This is a genomic window from Solirubrobacter pauli (assembly GCF_003633755.1).
GTDB lineage: Bacteria > Actinomycetota > Thermoleophilia > Solirubrobacterales > Solirubrobacteraceae > Solirubrobacter > Solirubrobacter pauli.
In genome coordinates this window covers 1,994,187-2,013,023 of sequence record NZ_RBIL01000001.1, presented here as the reverse complement: position 1 = coordinate 2,013,023, position 18,837 = coordinate 1,994,187, and the positions used below count along the sequence as shown (strand labels likewise).

The following is an 18,837-nucleotide window of genomic DNA, read 5'->3' as shown; positions in this document are numbered from 1 at the left end:
CCGTTCACGGCCGCGTAACCACGGCGCACGCGCCCACTCGCAGACTCCCGCGTCGGTCGATCACGAAGCGGGGTTGCATGCAGCGGTTCACGGATGAGCTGGCGGACGCCAGGCCTGAGGCCCTCCTGGGCACCAGGCGACGGTTTCTCACACTGGCGGGCGCCGCGGCGGTCCTCGCCTTCAGCTCGCGGCTGCCGGGGACGGGCACCGCGTACTCGAAGGCGAGCACGCTCGGCGGCTACCCGTTCACGCTGGGCGTCGCCTCGGGCGATCCACTGCCGGACTCGGTCGTGCTGTGGACGCGGCTCGCGCCCGACGCGCTCGACCCGTTCGGCGGGATGCCGTACACGCCGGTGGACGTGCGGTGGGAGCTCGCGCACGACGAGGCGTTCACGAAGGTCGTGCAGACCGGCACCGCGGTGGCACGACCCGAGTTCGCGCACAGCGTGCACGTGGACCTCAAGGGCCTCGAGCCGGGCCGCGAGTACTTCTACCGCTTCGTCGCCGACGGCGAGCGCAGCCCGGTCGGCCGCACGCTGACCGCGCCCGCGGCCGGCAACCGCAGCCTCAAGCTCGCGTTCGTGTCCTGCCAGAGCTGGCACGCGGGCTTCTACACCGCCTATCGGCACCTGGCGAACGAGCACCCGGACGTCGTCCTGCACCTCGGCGACTACATCTACGAGTTCGCGACCGATCCCGTCGGCGGCCCCCGCAACACGCCGATCCCGGCTTCCGCGCAGGTCCCGACCGAGAGCCTGGACCAGTACCGGCAGCGGTACGCGCTCTACAAGACCGACCCGGACCTGCAGGCCGCGCACGCCGTCGCGCCGTTCGTCGTCACCTGGGACGACCACGAGGTCGTCAACAACTACGCCGACATGACGACGCCGGCCGGCGACGCCGAGGCCGCCTTCCTGGTCCGGCGCGCGAACGCCTACCGCGCGTACTGGGAGCACATGCCGCTGCGGCCGCTGCAGCAGCCCAAGGGCAAGGACCTGCAGCTCTACCGCCGCTTCCGCTACGGCGACCTTGTCGAGTTCAACGTGCTCGACACGCGCCAATACCGCAGCGCGCAGGTCACCGGCAACGCGCGCTTCGACGAGGCCCGCACCATCATGGGCGCCACGCAGGAGCAGTGGCTGCTGGACGGGCTGAGCGCCTCACCGGCGCGCTGGAACGTGCTCGCCCAGCAGGTGCTGATGGGCCAGCTCGACTCCGACCCGGGCTCGGCGGTCACCGTCGGCAACGACTCCTGGGACGGCTACGCGGCCAACCGCATCCGGCTCGTCGACGCGATCGAGCAGCGCAAGGTCGCCAACCCGGTCGTGCTCTGCGGCGACGTCCACCGCCACCAGGCGAGCCACGTCAAGGGCGACTACCGGAAGGCGGACGCGAAGATCGTCGCGCCCGAGTTCACCTGCTCGTCGATCTCCAGCGCCGGCGACGGCACCGAGGAGACGTCGAACGCCGCCAACCTGTACGCGGCCAACCCGCACCTGCGGATGACCACGAGCCAACGCGGCTACGTCACGTGCACCGTCACTCCGGACGAGTGGCGCACGGACTACCGGGTCGTGCCGTACATCACCCGCGCGGACGCGCCGGTCGCGACCCGCGCGAGCTACGTCGTCGAGAGCGGCAACCCGGAGCTGGAGGCGGCATGAGGCGCGTCATCGGCTTCACGGCGCTCTCGCTCGCCGTTGCCGCGCTGCACGGCACGGCCGTCGGCTTGCCCGGCGGCGAGGACGACCGCGTCCAGCTCGCGCCGAGCGTCGACCGGCTCGAGATCCTGCGCTGCATCGGCTTCGAGCAGCTCCGCGTGAGCCTCCGCAACACCACCGCCGACCATCAGTACGGCGACCTGTTCCTCAAGCCGACCGGGCCCTTGCAGCCATCGCGACGGCAATGGTCGAGCTACACGCCGGTCGGAGCCGACGTCGCCACGCCGATCCAGGTGCGGGTCGCGCCCGACGCCCGCGTCGGCGACTACGAGCTCGGCTACCAGCTGGGGGACAAGGTGCAGGCCTCCACGCCCGTGAAGGTCGTCTCGGACCCCGCGGCACAGTGCGTGCCGTACGGGCGCATGACGGCGACGGCCACGAGCCTGCAGGGCAGCGACGACGCCTCCAAGGCGGTCGACGGCGACCCCGCCACGATCTGGCGCTCGGCCGCGGGCAGCCTGCCTCAGTCGATCACGTTGGACCTCGGCGGGGTCTACGACATCACCGAGCTGCGCTACCAGCCGCGCTTCGACGGCCTCCTGAACGGCCACATCAACGCGTACACGATGGCCGTCAGCACGAACGGCACGACCTTCACCGACGTCCGGACCAGCACGTGGGGCGCGTCGGAGCTGATGAAGACGGCCAAGCTCACCACCCCGGCGCGTGGCGTCCGCAAGATCCGGCTGACGATCACCGGCGGGCGCAACAACTTCGCCGCGGCCGCGGAGCTCATCCCGATCGGCGTGCCGGTCGACGTGCCCGCGGCGAGCGCCTCGGCGATCGCCGTGCCGAACGACCTGTTCGCCGGCCAGCCGGTCAACGCGACCGTCACCGCGGGCAACTGGACGAACGACCCGCTCGAGGTCGACGTGTCGGTGGACGCGCCCGCGGGCTGGACCGTCAAGCCCGTGCGGGTCACGATCGCGCCCGGCCGGACGCTCCCCGTCAGCGTGCCCGTGACGCCGCCCGCGATGCCGTTCCCGGAGCCGGGCGTGCAGCCCGAGGTGACGCTCACGGGGCGTGCCGCGCCCGTCGGCGGCGGCCAGGTCGAGGGCGCGCCGACCGCGACGGTGTGGGTCAAGCCTGACGCCCCGGTGTTCGAGCAGGCGCGGGACTTCGGCACGCCGTCGTCCGTGGTGATCATCGGCGGCTGGACGCGCGTCTCGCCGGCCGACGTCTGGAACGCCGGCCTCACCGCGGGCTGGGTCGGTGCGACGCCGACCGGCCGTGACCGCGGCGCCGGCTCGGACGCGCTGCGGCGCGACCACGTGTACGCCTCCGCCGAGCGGACGCTGCGCGTGTCGGTCCCGCCCGGCAAGCACCGCGTCGCGCTCCTGCGCGGCGACGTCACCGCCGCGACCGGGTCGTTGATCGTGCGCAGCGACGGGCGGACCCTCGTCGGCCCGGGCGCCGCGCTGAAGGCGCGCGAGTTCGCGTGGGAGCGCTTCGTGCTCGACGGCGGCGCGGGCGGTCGACCGGTCGACCTCACGCTCAGCGGCGACGCCGGCGCGGAGTGGAAGCTCGCCGCGCTCGTGCTCGACCGTGCGGTGGTCGAGGACGGCACCGCCGGCGGCACGGTGCCGGCGACGTTGTCCCTCGCGCTCGGCGCTCCGGCGACGTTCGGCACGTTCGTCCCGGGCCGCGACGCCACCTACGACACGTCCACGACCGCGACGGTGATCTCCACGGCGGGCGACGCGACGCTCACCGCGTCCGGCCCGGTCACGCTCCGCAACGGTGCGTTCTCGCTCGCCCGACCGCTCGCGGTGACGCTGTCGAAGGCGGCGTGGACTGCGCCCGCGTCCAACGACGAGGTGACGGTCGGGTTCCGCCAAGCGATCGGCGCCGAGGAGCCGTTGCGCTCCGGGACCTACTCAGGCGCGGTGACGTTGACCTTGTCCACGACCACGCCCTAGCACTTGACCTTGGTGTCGTAGTACATGACGCAGAAGACCTTGCGGCCCTTGTAGCAGTAGCCCGTGAGCGCCTTGTCGCCGTTGATGCGGTTCCGGACGGAGCCGCAGCAGTCGACGAGCTTGCGCACGTGGCCGCCGCAGCAGCGGTACCAGGCGCCGTCGACGTGGGGCTTGAAGCCGTACACGTCGGCGGTCGCCGCGCACACGGCGGTGCGCGTGGCGGCCGGCAGGAGCGCGCCGTCCGCGTCCGTGAGCGGGTCGCCGTCGTCGTCGACCGGGAGGCCGTCGCGGTCGACGTAGCGGCCGAGGTCGTCGACCGGCCGGCCGTTCTTGGCGCGGATCGGCAACCCCTTGCTGTCGATCCGCGGCAGGCCGGTCGGGTGCGGGCACGAGTCGGTCGTGTAGATGTGCCCGCAGAAGTGGTACGCCTCCGCCTCGCCGGGCGCGACGAGGCTCCCGACGGTCTTCGCGCCGGTCACGCCCATCACGACCGCGCCCACACGGGCGAGGAAGCCACGGCGGGAGCTGGAGGCGGCGACGTCGTCCGCGAACTTGCCGCCGTTCACGCGCGCACCGCTCCCCGCCGCCGCTCGGCCGTCGCGAGGACGGTCTCCAGCTGCGCGCCCGTGTTGAACGTGCCCTTGGCAAGCACGGTGCCGTCGGTGTCCAGCGCGACCGCGAACGGGCTCCCGGGCACGTCGGCGGCCGTCCACGCGTTCTTGTCCAAGACCTCGTCGAAGGTCTTCAGCTCGACCGCCGGGTGTTGGCCGAAGCGCTCGATCGTCGGCTTGAGCGCGCGGCACACGCCGCAGCCGTCCGAGGTGAACACGGCCAGGCCGAGCGTGCCGGGCTCGAGCGCGAAGTCGTGGGCCAGCGCGATGAACGCGCCGATCTCGGGGCCTTCGTGGTCGACCTCGAGCGCACCCTGCGGCGCGACCGACAGCCGCAGCATCCCGACCTCCCGCGCGAGCGCGAGCACGACGACGCCGAGCGCGACCAGGCCGAGCAGCGCCATGGCGAGGCCGATGGCGAGCCAGGTCTCCGTGCTCGGCTCGGTGCGAGGCAGCAGCGGCGCGAGCGCGAGCGCCGCGGCGAGCGCGGCCGTCCGCCCGGCCGAGGTCGTGGACAGCGTGCCCTTGGCGCCGTAGCACGCGCACGGCGAGCCGCCGCGCCCCGCGGCGAGCGCCGCGATCTGCGCCGCGGTCAACGCGGCCAGGAAGATCGCCGCGGCCCGCAGCGCCCACTCGAGCCCGGCGCCGACGAGCACGCCGAGCGCCAGCTCGACCGCGATCAGGCCGCCCCAGACGGCGGTCGCGAGGCGCGGGTCACGCACGCCGTAGGTGCCGAGCGCGGCCCGCGCGGACGGGCCACCAGCCGCTTTCAGTCCCGCGGCAGCGACCAACACGAGGCCCAGGACGAGGCAGACCACGACAGACACCATTGACGGCCGCGAAGGTAACAGGAATCCCTGAGAAGTCGACCCCGGTCAGCCCGGGGCCGCTCTCAGGAAACGTTCAGGTGCAGGTCTTCTGCACCTTCGTCGAGCCCGGGAGGACGCAGTACGGCACGATCGCCGGCTGCTTGCCCCGCTTGAGCGTGATCCGCGCCACCTTCGTGTTGAAGCTCGGCGCGCTCACCCAGATCTCGACCGTCTGCCCGACCCGGAACCGGCGCTGCTTCTTCGTCAGCGACGCGATCACGCTCGACGCCGCCTTCTTGACCTTGCTCGCCTTCAGCGTCTTGGACCGGAACGGGCACTTCTTGCCGGAGCACTTGATCGTGACCTTCCAGCCCTTCGGGAACTGCTGCGTGATCTTCAGCGTCCGCAGCGTGAACGTGGTCCCGCGCTTCGTGTAGGACCAGTTGTGCAGCACGCCCGAGGCGAGCGTCGGGAACGGCTCGGCCACGCCGTCGCAGTTCTCGTCGATGTTGTTGCCCTTGATCTCCGCCGCGCCCGGCCGGATGTTCCGGTTGTTGTCGTTGCAGTCCTGGCCGGCCGTGAAGCCGTCGCCGTCGGCGTCGATGCCCGCGGGCACCACCACCGGCGCGCCGACGACGTGCACCTGGATCGACCCGTCGGCCTGGAACGTGCCGTACGTGACGTCCCGATAGGCGGCGCGGAAGCTCATCGTCGTCGAGCCGTTCTGGCCGAGCGGCGCCGCGTAGTTGACCGTCCGGAGGTCATGGTCGAAGCCCCCGATCGCCCCGAGCGTCGGCGGGTTGACCGGAGCGAACGTGAGCGGATCCCCATCCGGGTCCGAGCACGGAATGCCAAGGGTCTGCACCGAGCCGTGTTGCACCGTGGTGGCGACGTTGTCGCACACCGGGCCGCTCGAGTCGCGCCGCAGCGTCACGACCTTGCCCGCCGTGAGCGCGTAGACGTGCCGACCGTCGCGAGCGACCGCCACAGCAGTCGGCGTCCCGAAGCCGGCGAACCCCGAGCAGGAGCCAGCAACCCGGGACGTCTGCACGCAGCCGCGTTCGTCCGTGCGCGGCGCGATGGCCCCGGCCCCGCGGTTGAGCTCGACGGCGCTGCTTCCGGCGACATAGACGTCTTCGTCGTCGGTCGTTGTCGCCAGTGCCGGGGCGGCGGAACCGAGGCCTCGCCCTGCCGTGCACTGCCCGGCGACCGCGGACTGGCTCACACAGCCCGTGACTCCCAGGCGGCGGGCGAGGCCGTTGACCGTAGGGTCGAAGGCCACGACGCGGCCGACGGCCGACACCACGGTCTGGCCGTCCACGGTTGTGGTGATGTGCGGCATCGCGCCCAACACCTGGCCGTTGGGGGCCACGGCGATGTCCGTGATCCCGCCGGCGAGGTCGGCGACCGCGGTGCAACTCGTGACGTTCGAACCGACGCACGTGGCCGCGGCCATGAGCCCCGAGCTTCCTTCGCGACCGAGGGTGACGATGGAGCGAATGCCGCCGACGTAAACGCGGTCCCCGGTCACGGCGAGCGAATGCGCCCCCGTTAGTCCGGGGGCGGGCGCGCAGCCACTCACCCGTGCGACGTTCATGCACGCGGCGAGGCTGCCTGCATCATCGGCTTCGATGATTCCGCCGCCCGCGCCGATGCGCAGGGCGGTAACGCTGTTGCTGCCCGACGACGCGACGTAGAGGGTGTTGCCAGCGACGGCGAGGTCCTGCGGAGTCACCATGGACCGCGCGAACGTGCACGGCAGGCCCGGGCCGCCCGTGTTCGAGACGCACCCTCCGCTGGCCTTGAGCGACAGAACCCCGCCCGCGCCTCGATCGAACGCCAGCACGCGATTCCCAGTTCCGTTGGCGACGTAGACGCTGCCCCCGTCGGGCGCGACCACGACCGCGTTCGGCCCGCTGAGCGCGAGTGCGCCCGTGAGGCGCGTGCATCCGGCGACGTCACGCACGCACTGCGCCAGGGCAAGCTGGCCATTTCCATCCCGCGCGAACACGAGCAGGCCGTTACCGGCGGTCGTCACGTAGACGTTGGCACCGTCGGGGGACACCGCCACGTCCACGGGGTTGCCATTGAAGACGGTGGCGCTCAGGTTGGTGGCGCAACCAGTCGAGTTGCCAACGCACGTGGTTCCGTAGATCCCGCCCGGCACGACCGCCGAGGCCGTGCTCGCCCCCGCCAGCACGCACACCGCAGCGGCAATCGCCGCGATCCATGCGCGTCGCGTCCTCATCAAGCCCCGCATCGGCGCCTCCCTGACCCTTCCGTTCTGCATCCCTGGGACGGCGGAAGCTAACCCTGCGGGCTTGAAACCGTCAACCCAAGAAGGTCAGGTTGCGGTGCCTTTGGACCATCGTTCGAGGGCCCAAAGGCAGCGTGCGTAGCGGGTGAATCGGCCTCAGGAGCAGCGGGAGGGCGTCTTCGCGCCGGGGGCGAGGCAGCTCGTCGTGGTCGTCGGCCCGCTGCGACCGCGGATTGTCAGTCGCTTGACCGCTCCGATCATCCCGGGCTTCGTCACACGGACCTCGATCACGGTGCCGCGCTTGAAGCGCTTGCTCACGAAGGTCGTCAGCTTCACCGTGCCGCGGGCGTTGCTCTTCTTGAAGTCGCGTGCAGGGCAGCGCGGCGTCTTGCCCTTGCGCTTGGGCGGCGTGCAGCCGACCGTCACCGTCGCGCCGGTCGGAACGCCCTTGGCGCTGAAGCTGGTCAGCTTGGTGGAGCTGTTGCTGGCGCTGTACTTGAACGACAGCGTGACGTTGATGGCGGGCGTCGGCGTCGTGGCGTTCTGCACGGGCGGCGCGGGCACGGCGGGGACCGGGTTGGCGACCTGGATCGTGCGCTGGATGCTCGTCCCGTTACCGGCGCCGTCCGTCGCCGTGATGGTCACCGTGTAGACCCCGGGTGCCCCGTAGGCGTGGGAGACGGAGGGACCGGTGGCCGAGCTGCCGTCGCCGAAGCTCCAGCTCAGGTTCGCGCCGCTCCAGCGGTCGCTCGCCGCAGCGCTCATCCCGACCGGGGCGCCGGTCGTGCCGGTGCCCGGCACCGAGGCGGCTGAGATCGTCGGCGGCGCGGCGTCGTACGCGGTCACCTGGGCCACCTGGGGGCTGCCACTGGGGGAGAACGTCCAGCCCACGATCGCGTTGGCCTCGCCGTCGATCGCCAGGCTGGCGAGGTACGCGCCCGAGCCCTGCGAGATGTCCTCGACGCCGCCGAAGCTTCCGCCCGGCGGGCGGGTCGCGGCCTGGATCGTCGTCGTGCTCTGGCTCTGCGTCCACACGGCGACGGCGGTCCCCGACGGGTCCATGGCCACCGCCGGGAGCAAGCTCGAGCTGCCGGGCCCCGAGATGGTCTGCGGCGTCCCGAAGCTGGCGCGCGACGCCCGCGAGGCGGCCTTCGTCTGATTCGACCCGCCGACCCAGACGGCGACGGCGTTGTTGCTCGCGTCCAGGGCGACCGTCGGGTAGTTGACCGTCTCCGCCGTGTCCGAGACGTTGTCGATGCCGCCGTCGAGCGCGCCGGCCGCGGTCAAGAACCGCGACTCGACCAGGCTCGAGCGCGTCCACACGGCAGTGGCACGGCCGACAGGATCGATCGCCACGGCCGGAGCGTCGGCGTCCGCGCCGGTGCCGGAGAGGTCGACGACGGGCGCGAACGCCCCGCCCGCCGGCCGGACGCGGGCCTGCGCGATCTGATTGGTGCCGTTCGTGCGTCGCCACACGACCGCGACGTCACCGCGGTCGTTGCTCGCCACGCGCGCAGCGGCGGCGTCCTGCGTGACATTGGACAGCGTCGTCGCGGTACCCGCGGGCGGGAACGCTCCGCCCGGCGCCCGCGTCGAGGTCTGGATGACGTTCTTCGAGCCGTTGTTCCACGTCCAGACCGCGACGATCGTCCCGTCGGCGCTGATCGTGACGTCCGGATCGCTCTGCGCGTTGCGACTGGCGTCGGAGAGATCCGCCGGCGGGCTGAAGCTGCCGCCCGCGGGGCGCACGGAGGCTTGGATCACCGATGTCGTGGCGAGCGGGTGGGCCCAGACCACGACCGCGTTCCCCTTGGGGTCCACGGCGACCCTCGGCTGTGCGCCGAGGATGCCGATGAAGTAGCACGGCTGGGTCGTCCCCAGCGTCTGCGCCGGGCCGAAGGCACCACCGGGCGGGCGAACCGCCGCCTGCACCTCCTGCGTGCCGCCGTTCGCCCGCGTCCAGGTCGCGACCGTTTCACCCGCGGGCGTCACCGCTACGTCGACGCTCGCGATCCCCGGCTGACCGGAGAGGAACCCGCAGGTGGCGGGGCCGCTGGTCTGCGGCGTCGAAACGGCGACCGGCGACAGCCAGCCGGCCGCCTGGGCGTCGGCGCCCCAGGCGCCGGTGGCAGCGATGACGAGAAGCAGGAGCGCGGCGCGGGCGGCGGACATGACGCGAGCTAATCGCCGCCCGAGGGCCTTGTCCATCACCCCTGGGAGTGAGATTCCCGCGCTCCGGGCTTGCAATCGGAGTGCTGCAGTGGTGAGACTTGAAGCACTAAATCAGGGGGGAGAGTTCTGGGTGGCTGCGACTAAGACCGGTATGGACACGCTCCGACGCGTCACGGCCGCGGTCACGATCCTGCTCCTCGGGCCGGCCACCGCGGCGGACGCAGCTGCGGGCACGTACGTCGTCGAGTCCTGCCGGACCGCGAACGGCGCGGCCGGCGCGCAGTCGTGGGTCGCCCGTCCGGTTCCGGCCGCTGCGAAGCCGACAAGCCCACTGTTCACAGACGGGTGCGCGAGCGATGGTCACGTTCGCTTCGAGATCGGGCCGCTGATCCAGCAGCAGGTCACGGCCGCCCAGTGGCTGTTCGAGGCGCCCGCTGGAACGTCGATCGCCCGACTGGATGTGTGGCGCTATGCGGCGGTCTACGCGCCAGAGCAACCTGCCCGCTATCGGCTGTTCGCGGACGAGCGGGTGCTCGAGGAGAGCCCAGATCTCCCGACGTGGGAGATCGGCGGCGTCTTCGCCGGAGCGCTCGTCTCCGCGCCGGTCCTCGACGCGCAGCGGGTGGGCGTGCAGATCGGCTGCGAGGAAGGTGACTACTCGTGCGCCGGCGACGCGATCCAGCTCGGCGTCACGCGTGCGGCGGTGACGCTGCGCGACGAGGTCTCGCCGGAAGCCGTCGGGTCGCCCTCTGGACGGCTGTTCAGCGGCCTGTCGATCGACGGGCTGGTCGACGGCCGTCTCGGGTTCCGCGACGTCGGAGGCGGGGTCGCCACCGTCGAGTTGCGGGTCGACGGGACGGCTCGTGGCGTCCAACACGTCGGCGGTGCATCGTGCGCACCGCCGTATGTGGTTCGTGTGCCGTGCGCCGCGGCGGGTAGCGCGACGCTGACCCTCGATGCCTCCCAGCTCAGCGATGGCGCGCACACCGTCGAGCTCGTCATGTCCGACGTGGCCGGCAACCGTGGCGTCGCCGGTCCGTACGCCATCTCGGTGCGGACGCCGCCGCCGGCGCCGAGCGGCGGACCCGTCGTCGCCCCGAGCCCGCCGAGCTCGCCGGCTCCGGCGGCCGTGCAGCCGCCCGGGACACTCGCGCTCGCCGGCAAGCCGAGGCGGCGCGTCAGGTTCGTGGAACAGAAGCTCGCCGGCTCCGTGCGGTCGTCGGCCGGCGGCGCGATCGCCCGAGCTCGAGTCGAGGTCACGACCCGCCCGCTACGCGGCGGGGCGTGGAGCGCTCCCACGTTCGTCACCGCCGATGCGGGCGGACGGTTCGCGGTCACGCTCCCTCGTGGGCCGTCACGCGAGGTGCGCGTCGCCTACGGCGACTCGGCGCAGACCGTGAAGCTCATCGTCGCCGCGCCGGTGCGGTTCACAGCCAACCGCAAGGCCACGCGCAACGGGCGCAGCGTCAGGTTCTCGGGGACCGTGCCCGGCACGGGTGGAGCGCGCACGCGGGTGGAGCTGCAGGCGTGGGCGGGGCGCTGGGTGCCGTTCGCGACCGCCGGGCTCAGGAACGGGCGGTTCGGCGCGAGCTATCGGTTCCGGTCGACGTACGCGACGACGCGGTACCGGTTCCGGGCGGTGCTGCACGGCGACGACGACTTCCCCTACGCCGGCGGGACGTCGCCGGAGGTGGAAGTCGTCGTCAGGCCGTGAGGCGCTAGGCGCGCGTGAGCTTCTTGTACGAGATGCGGTGCGGCCGGTCGGCCTCGGCGCCGAGCTTGGAGCGGCGGTACTCCTCGTAGGCCTCGAAGTTGCCTTCGAACCAGGTGACCTGGGAGTCGCCCTCGAAGGCGAGGACGTGGGTCGCGACGCGGTCCAGGAACCAGCGATCGTGGGAGATGATCACCGCGCAGCCGGGGAAGGCGAGGATGGCCTCTTCCAGCGCGCGCAGCGTGTCGACGTCCAGGTCGTTGGTGGGCTCGTCGAGGAGCAGCAGGTTGCCGCCGCGGCGCAGGAGCTTCGCGAGGTGGACGCGGTTGCGCTCGCCGCCGCTCAACACGCCGACCTTGCGCTGCTGGTCGGCCTTCTTGAAGTTGAAGCCGGAGACGTAGGCGCGGGAGTTGATCTCGCGGTTGCCGACCTTGATGTGCTCGTAGCCCTCGGAGATCTCTTCCCAGACGGTCTTCTCGGGATCGAGCGCATCGCGGGACTGGTCCACGTAGGACAGGTCGACGGTCTCGCCGAGCTTCAGGGTGCCGGAGTCGGGCTGCTCGAGGCCGGCGAGCATCTTGAACAGCGTCGTCTTGCCGGCGCCGTTCGGGCCGATCACGCCGACGATGCCCGCGGGCGGCAGGGAGAACGACAGGTCCTCGATCAGGAGCCGGTCGCCGAAGCCCTTGCGCAGGTTCTTGGCCTCGATGACGGTCTGGCCGAGGCGCTCGCCGCCCGGGATGTGGATCTGGACGTCGTCGAGCTTCGCGTTGCCCGCCTCGGCCACGAGGGCCTCGTAGCGGTTCAGTCGCGCGCGGGACTTGGTGCGCCGGCCCTTGGGGTTCTGGCGGACCCACTCGAGCTCTTCCTTGATCGTCCGCTGGCGGGCGGACTCCTTCTTCTCCTCCATCTCGAGGCGCTTCTGCTTGGCGACGAGCCAGGCGGAGTAGTTGCCCTCGTAGGGGATGCCGTAGCCGCGGTCGAGCTCGAGGATCCAGCCGGCGACGTTGTCGAGGAAGTAGCGATCGTGGGTGACCGCGACGATCGTGCCCTTGTAGTCCGCGAGGTGCGTCTCGAGCCACGCGACGCTCTCGGCGTCGAGGTGGTTCGTCGGCTCGTCGAGGAGCAGCAGGTCGGGCTGGCTCAGGAGCAGGCGCGCGAGCGCGACGCGGCGGCGCTCGCCACCGCTGAGCGACGTCACGGGCGAGTCGCCGGGCGGGCAGCGCAGGGCGTCCATCGCCTGGTCGAGCATCACGTCGAGCTCCCAGGCACCGGCGGCGTCGATCTCGTCCTGCAGACGCGCGAACTCCTTCGCGGTCTCGTCCGAGTAGTTCATCGACAGCTCGTTGAACCGGTCCAGCAGGTCCTTCATGTGGCGGACGCCGTCCTCGACGTTCTCGCGCACGGTCTTGGTCTCGTCCAGGTGCGGTTCCTGCTCGAGGATCCCGACGGTGGCGCCGGGCGCGAGCTGAGCCTCCCCGCGGTAGTCCTTGTCCTGGCCGGCCATGATGCGCAGCAGGGTGGACTTACCTGTCCCGTTCAGTCCGAGGACGCCGATCTTGGCGCCGGGGTAGAAGCTGAGCGTGACTTCCTTCAACACCGTCTTATCCGGTGGATGGGTCCGGCTCAGCTTGTACATCGTGTAGATGTAGGAGCTCGACATCGCGCCTTCTGACTTTAGAAGGCACGCCATGCCCGACCGTTGGGCGAATTCACAAGCTGAAAACTTGGACCAACGGAGGGGTGTGTACCCCACCCGCGCGCCCGATGATTTCCCAATGCGGCCGCTCATCGGCGTCACGACCTCAGAGATGCGTCCCAGCAACCTGGCGACGACGCGCCGCCATGGTGAGCCGGCGCACCCCGAGATGGCGCTCGGGATGACGTACCTGCGCACCCTGGACGCGGCGGGCGCGATCCCGGTCGTGCTGCCTCCCACGGGCACCGACCACCTGCCCGGGCTGCTCGACCGCCTCGACGGCATCTGCCTGAGCGGTGGTCCGGACCTGGACCCCGCGGCCTACGGCGCCACCGACCGCCACGTGCAGCTCGGCCCGACCGAGCCGAGCCTCGACGCCTTCGAGCTCAGCCTCGCCCGCGAGGCGCTCACCCGCAATCTCCCGGTGCTCGCGATCTGCCGGGGCTCGCAGGCGCTCAACGTCGCCTGCGGCGGAACGTTGCACCAGCACATCGACGGCCACCGCCAGACCGCGACGGCGACCGAGCCGACGCACACGGTCGAGGTCGAGACGGGCTCGCGCCTGCACCGCATCCTGCGCCAGCGCACGCTGTCGGTGAACTCCTTCCACCACCAGGCGGTGGAGCGGGTCGGCGAGGGCCTGCGGGTGATCGCGCGCGCCGAGGACGGCACGATCGAGGCGATCGAGGGGCCGGGCACGTTCACGCTCGGCGTGCAGTGGCACGCGGAGACGCTGTACGCCCACCTGCCGCTGTTCGAGGCGCTGGTTCGGGTGGCTGCCCGTACCGAGCTGCGCATAGCCGCATGACAACCTGGGCGGGGTGCCCGCCCTTCGCCTCCGTGGCGTCGTCAAGCGTTTCGGCAACCTGACGGCTGTAGATCACCTGGACCTCGAGGTCCCCGAGGGAACCTGCGTCGGCCTGCTCGGGCCCAACGGCGCCGGCAAGTCGACCACCATGCGCCTGCTGACGGCGCAGGCGATCCCCGACGAGGGCGAGATCGAGATCCTCGGGCTGCCGGTGCCCGCGCGGAGCAAGGAGGCCCGCGCCCTGTGCGGCGTCGTGCCCCAGCTCGACAACCTGGACGTCACCCTCACGGTCGAGCAGAACCTGCGCGTGTTCGCGTACCTGTACCGCGTGCCGCGCAACGAGCGCAAGGCCGCGATCGAGCGCGCGCTGGCGATCGCGAACCTCAGCGACCGCCGGGATACCAGGGTCGACAACCTGTCCGGCGGCATGCGCCGGCGCCTGCTGATCGCGCGCGGGCTCGTGCACCAGCCGCAGCTGATCCTGCTCGACGAGCCGACCGTCGGGCTGGACCCGCAGGTCCGCCAGGAGCTGTGGGCGCTCGTCGACCGGCTGCGCAGCGAGGGCGTCTCGATCCTGATGTCCACGCACTACATCGAGGAGGCCGAGCGCCTCGCCGACACCGTGACGATCATGTCCCACGGCAAGGCGGTCGCGACCGGCACGCCGCGGGCCCTGATCAGCGAGCACGCGGGCGCGGAGGCCGTCGAGGTCTACGGGCCGCCGGCGCGGCTGCAGGAGGTCGAGCGCGAGGCGCAGGCCGCCGGCTACTCCACCCGCCGCACCGGCACCAGCATCAGCGTCCTGAACGCCAACGGCTACGAGGGCGAGCGTCGCCCCACGAACCTCGAAGACGTCTTCGTCCTGCTCACCGGCGAGGAGATCGCGTGAGCGCGCCCAAGCGGCTCGGCCGGCTCGAGCGCCCCGCGCTGATGGGCGTCCTGGTCCGCGAGATCATCAATTTCGCGAGCTTCTGGCGGGCCAGTACGTTCTCCGCCACGGTCGAGCCGACGGTCTACCTGCTCGCGTTCGGGTTCGGCTTCGGCTCGCTGGTGTCCAGCGTCGGCGGCTACGACTACGTCGAGTACGTCGGCACCGGCACGGTCGCCACCGCCGTGCTCTTCGGCAGCGCGTTCCCGGCGATGTTCGGGACGTTCGTCAAGTACAAGTTCCAACACACCTACGACGCGATCCTGGCCGCGCCCGTGGATACGGAGGAGCTCGTCACCGCCGAGGTGCTGTGGCTGAGCGTGCGCGCGGGGACGTACGGCTGCGCCCCGATGCTCGTGGCGATGCTCTTCGGGCTCGACCCGAGCTGGGGCATGCTGCTCGTCCCGTTCATCGCGATGCTCGCCGGCTTCGGCTGGGCGTGCTTCGGCACCACGGTCGCGGCGAAGCTCAACTCGATCGACAACTTCAACTACGTCACCAGCGCGGTGCTCACGCCGCTGTTCCTGGTGGCGGGCACGTTCTTCCCGATCGACGGCCTGCCGGAATGGGCGCGGGTGCTCGCGCAGATCAACCCGCTCTACCACCTCGTCGAGCTCGTCCGCCACGCCGTGTTCGGCTTCGAGCCCGGCGCGGACGCGATTCACCTGGCGGTGCTGGTGATCTTCGCGCTGCTGATGTGGCGGCTCGCCATCCGCGCGATGGAGAAGAAGCTCATCGCATAGGCGGACCGAGCACGAACGGCCCGTCCAGGGCGCCACGGACGGCGCGCTGGACCTGCAGCTCGGCCTCGAGGTCCGCGATGTGCTCCAGGTGGTCGCTGTGGCGGCCACGCAGCACCTGCGTGGCGAACAGCCACACGAGCCGGCCATCGAGCTGCGAGCCGGCGACGTTGCGCAGCTCGTCCTCGGCTTCGTGCGCCGGCATCTGGATGCGGTAGGAGTCCGGTGACGTGAGCACGTCGTAGACCTCGGCGACGGCGAGGATGCGCGCGGTCATCGGGATGCTGTCGCCCGCGAGGCCGTCCGGGTAGCCCTTGCCGTCGATGCGCTCGTGGTGCGCGAGCACGGCCGCGGCCACCTCGCCCATGCCCTCCACGCGCAGCAGCAGCCGTGCGCCGTCGGCCGGGTGGCGCTTGATCAGGCGGATCTCGGCGGGGTGCAGCTCGCTGCGCCCGATCAGGATGTGGTCCGGCAGCGCCTCCTTGCCGAGGTCGTGCAGCAAGCCGGCGGTGTGGACGATCGCCTGCTCGCGCTCCGAGAGACCCGCGGCGCGCGCGAGCTGGTGCGCGTAGTGGGCGACCGCGGCCGCGTGGCGTGCCGCGCTCGGGTCGCGCAGCGCGAGCGTCTCCAGCAGCAGGCCCAGCATGCCCTCGTGGCGGACGTCGAGCTGGTTCGTGCGGCGCTCGATCTCCTCGGAGTGCGCCTGACCCTCGAGCAGGGCGCGCAGGAGCAACTGATAGACGCCGAGGGCGAGCGCGAACAGGCCGATGATCCCCGCGCCCCAGACCTCGAAGCCGTAGACCGCCATCGCGGTCATCACGGCGCTGGCGATCTCCCACGGCAGGACCGGCACGAAGACGCCCTTGAACATCTCCGGCAGCGAGCCGCCGCGCAGGATGCGCGTGTGCCCCGCGATCATCAAGAAGTTCACGAGGTTGGTCGCCAGGAAGACCAGGAAGACCGCGACCGCGTAGCCGCCCTCCTCGGTGTTCCCGCGGTGCAGCGCGTCGAGCACGATCCCGCCGACCAGCGGGAAGGTGGTGTACGTGAGGAGGTTGTTGAGCAGGTAGGTGCCGCGGACCTTGCGCCGCAGGGCGTCCACGAGGGCGGACGCCAGGCCGAGCAGCGCCGCGGGCGCCGGGCCGAGCAGCGCCATGGCGAGCACGAGGCCCGTGAACGAGCCGCCGATGCGGAAGCGCTTCGCGTCCAGGACGAGGATGTCCGAGCCGAGGACCAGGAGCGCGATCAGGCCGACGAGCGGCAGCGGCTCCCACTGGCTGGGCGTCGACAGGTACGCGGTGGCACCGAGCACGCCGGCCAGCAGCACGCCCTGCGTGATGGCCGTCGCGCGGCGGCGCCCGGCGAACGGGACGCGACCGATCGCGGGGCGATCAGGGGCGGGTGGCGGGGCATCGGCCACCGCCGCCGCTCGCACGACGGAGAGCGCCCAGATGACCAGGCCGAGCCAGACGATCAGTGCGAGCCAGACGACCACGGAGAGCAAGTTAGTGCGTACCCCCGTTCAAGCGCAATCAGGCCGAGGCCTGAAGTTTGGGGGGCTCGCCGACCGGTTGATTGTTCTGCAACCAAAAAGTCTTCCGATGAACACTTTTTTGGCTCTGGTGTAACGGTCAAACGGAGGGGTATATTCCGCGACGGCGGGGGTCAGCCCGCCGGTTCCAGATCCAGCGACCGTCAGGGGGGTCATCATGGGTTGGCGGAACTAGTTCCAGCGTGCGCGCCGGCGCGGCGAGGCTGTAGGGGTCGCCGCGCCGGCAGCGCCCGAAAATCGGTGTGGCCGAGGTCGGTACCGTGTACGGGTCATGCCGCAGGTGCTCGACATCGAACAGTCCGTCCTGCTGCTCGAGATCGAGCCGCCCTTCGACAAGCGGGACATCCAGAAGGCGCGCCGCAAGCTCGCGAAGGTCTGGCACCCTGACATCGCACCTCCCGGTCGGCAGCTCGAGCACGAGCGCCACCTGAAGGCGATCAACCAGGCCGCCGACCAGCTCGAGCAGCTCGCCGAGCAGTCGCGCGGCGGCAAGGTCTCCAAGAACGCCGTCAAGGTGTCCGCCGCGGCCGCACGCAAGCGTCGCGCCGAGGAAGGCGCCCGCGCGTACGCGGAGGAGCAGCGTCAGCGCGCCGAGGACGGCGAGCGCGAGAAGCACGACCCGTTCGGCTCACGGGTGCCCGACCACTCGGTCGTGCACCGCTACGCGCGCTGCCTCTCGTACCCCGAGTGGGGCGTGGGCAGCGTCAACGGCATCTACTTCACGGGTCACGGCGACGACGTTCAGCAGTGGGCGCGAGTCTCCTTCCAGCCGGGCATCAGAACCGTTCCTGCCGGTTCGCTCCAGTTCGTCGACTTCTCGAAGCCGGACCCGGGCGCCGACCGCGTGATGCGCTTCATGACGGCCGCCAAGCACGCGCTCGCCGAAGGCGACTTCAAGCTGGCCGCGCGCCGGCTCGTCTTCGCGCGCGACGCCGAGCCCGACAACACGCAGGTCCTGCGCCTGATGACGCTCGCGTTCTGGCAGGCCGGCGACTACAGCGCCGCGGGCCGCTCGGTGCGCGACTGGATCCGCGCCGAGAAGGACCGTCCGGCGCCGTATCGCTACGCCGCACGCATCTACGAGTCGATGGGTGCGCTGTCGCAAGCGGTTGACGCCGCGCAGCGCGAGGTGGCCGCCGACCCCACCGACGCGTCCGCCTGGGAGCGCCTCGGCCGGCTGCGGATGCGCACGTTCGATCGCGCGGGCGCGCGCGAGGCGCTCGAGCACGCCCGCGCCGCCGGGCCGTCCGAGGAGGGCCTGCTCGACCTCGCCCTGGTCGCGAACCTGATGGGCGACGTCGGTGCCGAGGTCAGCGCCTGCGAGCAGGCGACCACGCTCTTCCCGAAGAGCGCCGCCGCGTGGGCCCGCTACGCGCACGCGCTGGCCCGCACCGATCGCGTCACCGAGTGCCTGGAGGCGTGCGAGCGCGCGCTCAAGCTCGAGAACGACCCCGAGGTGCGGGACCTGCGCGACCAGGTGGCCCGCATGGTCCCGCGGGAGCTCAAGGCCGCCTAGGCCGCCCGGCGCCGGACTTCGCCGTCCGTGCGCTCCAGCAGCAGGGTGTTGCCGTTGTTGATGAGCGCCATGTCCTCGTCGCCCGTCGCGAGCGCGCGGTCGACGAAGCGGTCCACGTTGGCCCGCACCTGCTCGGGGTCGGCGTCCTTGTCGACGCGGAAGCCGACGTCGAGGTAACGCGGCGGCTCGATCTCCCAGTCATCGTCCTGGAAGTACCCGTCGGTGGTCTCGAGCAGCGTGAGCGTGAAGCCGAGGCGCGCGGTCTCGTCGGCGGCGACGGCCTTGTTGGACGGGGTGAACGCCGGCGCGGGGAGCGCGTCGTCGTAGACGCGGGCGATGAAGTCGTCCGCGGTCGTGTCGCCGATGATGATCAGGTTGTAGAAGACGGCCATGG

The 18,837-nt window shown here is 71.4% G+C and carries 14 protein-coding genes; 7 read left to right on the top strand and 7 right to left on the bottom strand.

Annotated elements, in window-relative coordinates; translation table 11 throughout:
• Window positions 1-77 precede the first annotated feature (77 nt).
• On the top strand, window positions 78-1,664 hold the full coding sequence (locus tag C8N24_RS09525) for an alkaline phosphatase D family protein (protein WP_121249810.1): 1,587 nt from the start codon (window positions 78-80) through the stop codon (window positions 1,662-1,664).
• Window positions 1,661-3,640 carry a discoidin domain-containing protein gene (locus tag C8N24_RS09520; RefSeq protein ID WP_121249809.1) on the top strand — a complete coding sequence of 660 codons (1,980 nt, stop codon included), beginning with the start codon at window positions 1,661-1,663 and terminating at the stop codon, window positions 3,638-3,640. The genes C8N24_RS09525 and C8N24_RS09520 overlap by 4 nt, the downstream gene beginning before the upstream one ends.
• Here C8N24_RS09520 and C8N24_RS09515 read toward each other — a convergent pair.
• The 4 genes from C8N24_RS09515 to C8N24_RS09500 form a co-directional block, all read right to left on the bottom strand.
• On the bottom strand, window positions 3,637-4,206 hold the full coding sequence (locus C8N24_RS09515) for a hypothetical protein (protein ID WP_121249808.1): 570 nt from the start codon (window positions 4,204-4,206) through the stop codon (window positions 3,637-3,639). The genes C8N24_RS09520 and C8N24_RS09515 overlap by 4 nt on opposite strands.
• Window positions 4,203-5,081 carry a MauE/DoxX family redox-associated membrane protein gene (locus tag C8N24_RS09510; protein WP_121249807.1) on the bottom strand — a complete coding sequence of 293 codons (879 nt, stop codon included), beginning with the start codon at window positions 5,079-5,081 and terminating at the stop codon, window positions 4,203-4,205. Before C8N24_RS09510 ends, C8N24_RS09515 begins: the two co-directional genes overlap by 4 nt.
• Before the next feature lie 73 nt (window positions 5,082-5,154).
• On the bottom strand, window positions 5,155-7,308 hold the full coding sequence (locus C8N24_RS34620) for a MopE-related protein (RefSeq protein ID WP_211339899.1): 2,154 nt from the start codon (window positions 7,306-7,308) through the stop codon (window positions 5,155-5,157).
• Window positions 7,309-7,473: 165 nt separating this feature from the next.
• The gene (locus C8N24_RS09500) at window positions 7,474-9,489 is read right to left on the bottom strand and encodes a PKD domain-containing protein (RefSeq protein WP_121249805.1); all 2,016 of its coding nucleotides are present in this window, start codon (window positions 9,487-9,489) and stop codon (window positions 7,474-7,476) included.
• Window positions 9,490-9,640: 151 nt separating this feature from the next.
• Here C8N24_RS09500 and C8N24_RS09495 point away from each other — a divergent pair, with 151 nt between their 5' ends.
• The gene (locus C8N24_RS09495) at window positions 9,641-11,203 is read left to right on the top strand and encodes a hypothetical protein (RefSeq protein WP_121249804.1); all 1,563 of its coding nucleotides are present in this window, start codon (window positions 9,641-9,643) and stop codon (window positions 11,201-11,203) included.
• Window positions 11,204-11,207: 4 nt separating this feature from the next.
• On the opposite strand, the gene ettA is transcribed toward C8N24_RS09495, so the two are convergent.
• Window positions 11,208-12,863, bottom strand: a complete 1,656-nt coding sequence (ettA, locus tag C8N24_RS09490) for an energy-dependent translational throttle protein EttA (RefSeq protein ID WP_121249803.1) — start codon at window positions 12,861-12,863, stop codon at window positions 11,208-11,210.
• Between the two features lie 115 nt (window positions 12,864-12,978).
• On the opposite strand from ettA, the gene C8N24_RS09485 reads away from it, so the two are divergent.
• Genes C8N24_RS09485 through C8N24_RS09475 form a run of 3 tightly spaced genes read left to right on the top strand, consistent with a single transcriptional unit; the run spans window position 12,979 to window position 15,378 of the window.
• Window positions 12,979-13,707: a gamma-glutamyl-gamma-aminobutyrate hydrolase family protein gene (locus C8N24_RS09485; RefSeq protein WP_170178972.1), complete on the top strand. Its 729-nt coding sequence runs from the start codon at window positions 12,979-12,981 to the stop codon at window positions 13,705-13,707.
• A gap of 13 nt (window positions 13,708-13,720) precedes the next feature.
• Window positions 13,721-14,596: an ABC transporter ATP-binding protein gene (locus C8N24_RS09480; RefSeq protein WP_245971806.1), complete on the top strand. Its 876-nt coding sequence runs from the start codon at window positions 13,721-13,723 to the stop codon at window positions 14,594-14,596.
• Window positions 14,597-14,637: 41 nt separating this feature from the next.
• Window positions 14,638-15,378: an ABC transporter permease gene (locus C8N24_RS09475; protein WP_121253085.1), complete on the top strand. Its 741-nt coding sequence runs from the start codon at window positions 14,638-14,640 to the stop codon at window positions 15,376-15,378.
• Here C8N24_RS09475 and C8N24_RS09470 read toward each other — a convergent pair.
• Window positions 15,368-16,870 (bottom strand): HD-GYP domain-containing protein, encoded by a 1,503-nt coding sequence (locus C8N24_RS09470; RefSeq protein WP_147447719.1) that lies wholly within the window; start codon window positions 16,868-16,870, stop codon window positions 15,368-15,370. The two genes, C8N24_RS09475 and C8N24_RS09470, sit on opposite strands and share 11 nt — an antisense overlap.
• A 328-nt stretch (window positions 16,871-17,198) precedes the next feature.
• Between C8N24_RS09470 and C8N24_RS09465 the strand changes: the two genes are divergently transcribed.
• Complete coding sequence (locus C8N24_RS09465) at window positions 17,199-18,443, top strand: J domain-containing protein (RefSeq protein ID WP_121249799.1); 1,245 nt, start codon at window positions 17,199-17,201, stop codon at window positions 18,441-18,443.
• On the opposite strand, the gene C8N24_RS09460 is transcribed toward C8N24_RS09465, so the two are convergent.
• Complete coding sequence (locus C8N24_RS09460; RefSeq protein ID WP_121249798.1) at window positions 18,440-18,835, bottom strand: SitI3 family protein; 396 nt, start codon at window positions 18,833-18,835, stop codon at window positions 18,440-18,442. The two genes, C8N24_RS09465 and C8N24_RS09460, sit on opposite strands and share 4 nt — an antisense overlap.
• Window positions 18,836-18,837 lie beyond the last annotated feature (2 nt).

Bases quoted from the DNA above. Each gene is read 5' to 3' on its own strand.
- ettA (WP_121249803.1), bottom strand. From the start codon at position 12,863: ATGTCGAGCTCCTACATCTACACGATGTACAAGCTGAGCCGGACCCAT.
- C8N24_RS09520 (WP_121249809.1), top strand. From the start codon at position 1,661: ATGAGGCGCGTCATCGGCTTCACGGCGCTCTCGCTCGCCGTTGCCGCG.
- C8N24_RS09460 (WP_121249798.1), bottom strand. From the start codon at position 18,835: ATGGCCGTCTTCTACAACCTGATCATCATCGGCGACACGACCGCGGAC.
- C8N24_RS09500 (WP_121249805.1), bottom strand. From the start codon at position 9,489: ATGTCCGCCGCCCGCGCCGCGCTCCTGCTTCTCGTCATCGCTGCCACC.
- C8N24_RS09475 (WP_121253085.1), top strand. From the start codon at position 14,638: ATGGGCGTCCTGGTCCGCGAGATCATCAATTTCGCGAGCTTCTGGCGG.
- C8N24_RS09465 (WP_121249799.1), top strand. From the start codon at position 17,199: ATGCCGCAGGTGCTCGACATCGAACAGTCCGTCCTGCTGCTCGAGATC.
- C8N24_RS09525 (WP_121249810.1), top strand. From the start codon at position 78: ATGCAGCGGTTCACGGATGAGCTGGCGGACGCCAGGCCTGAGGCCCTC.
- C8N24_RS34620 (WP_211339899.1), bottom strand. From the start codon at position 7,308: ATGAGGACGCGACGCGCATGGATCGCGGCGATTGCCGCTGCGGTGTGC.
- C8N24_RS09495 (WP_121249804.1), top strand. From the start codon at position 9,641: ATGGACACGCTCCGACGCGTCACGGCCGCGGTCACGATCCTGCTCCTC.
- C8N24_RS09485 (WP_170178972.1), top strand. From the start codon at position 12,979: ATGCGGCCGCTCATCGGCGTCACGACCTCAGAGATGCGTCCCAGCAAC.
- C8N24_RS09510 (WP_121249807.1), bottom strand. From the start codon at position 5,081: ATGGTGTCTGTCGTGGTCTGCCTCGTCCTGGGCCTCGTGTTGGTCGCT.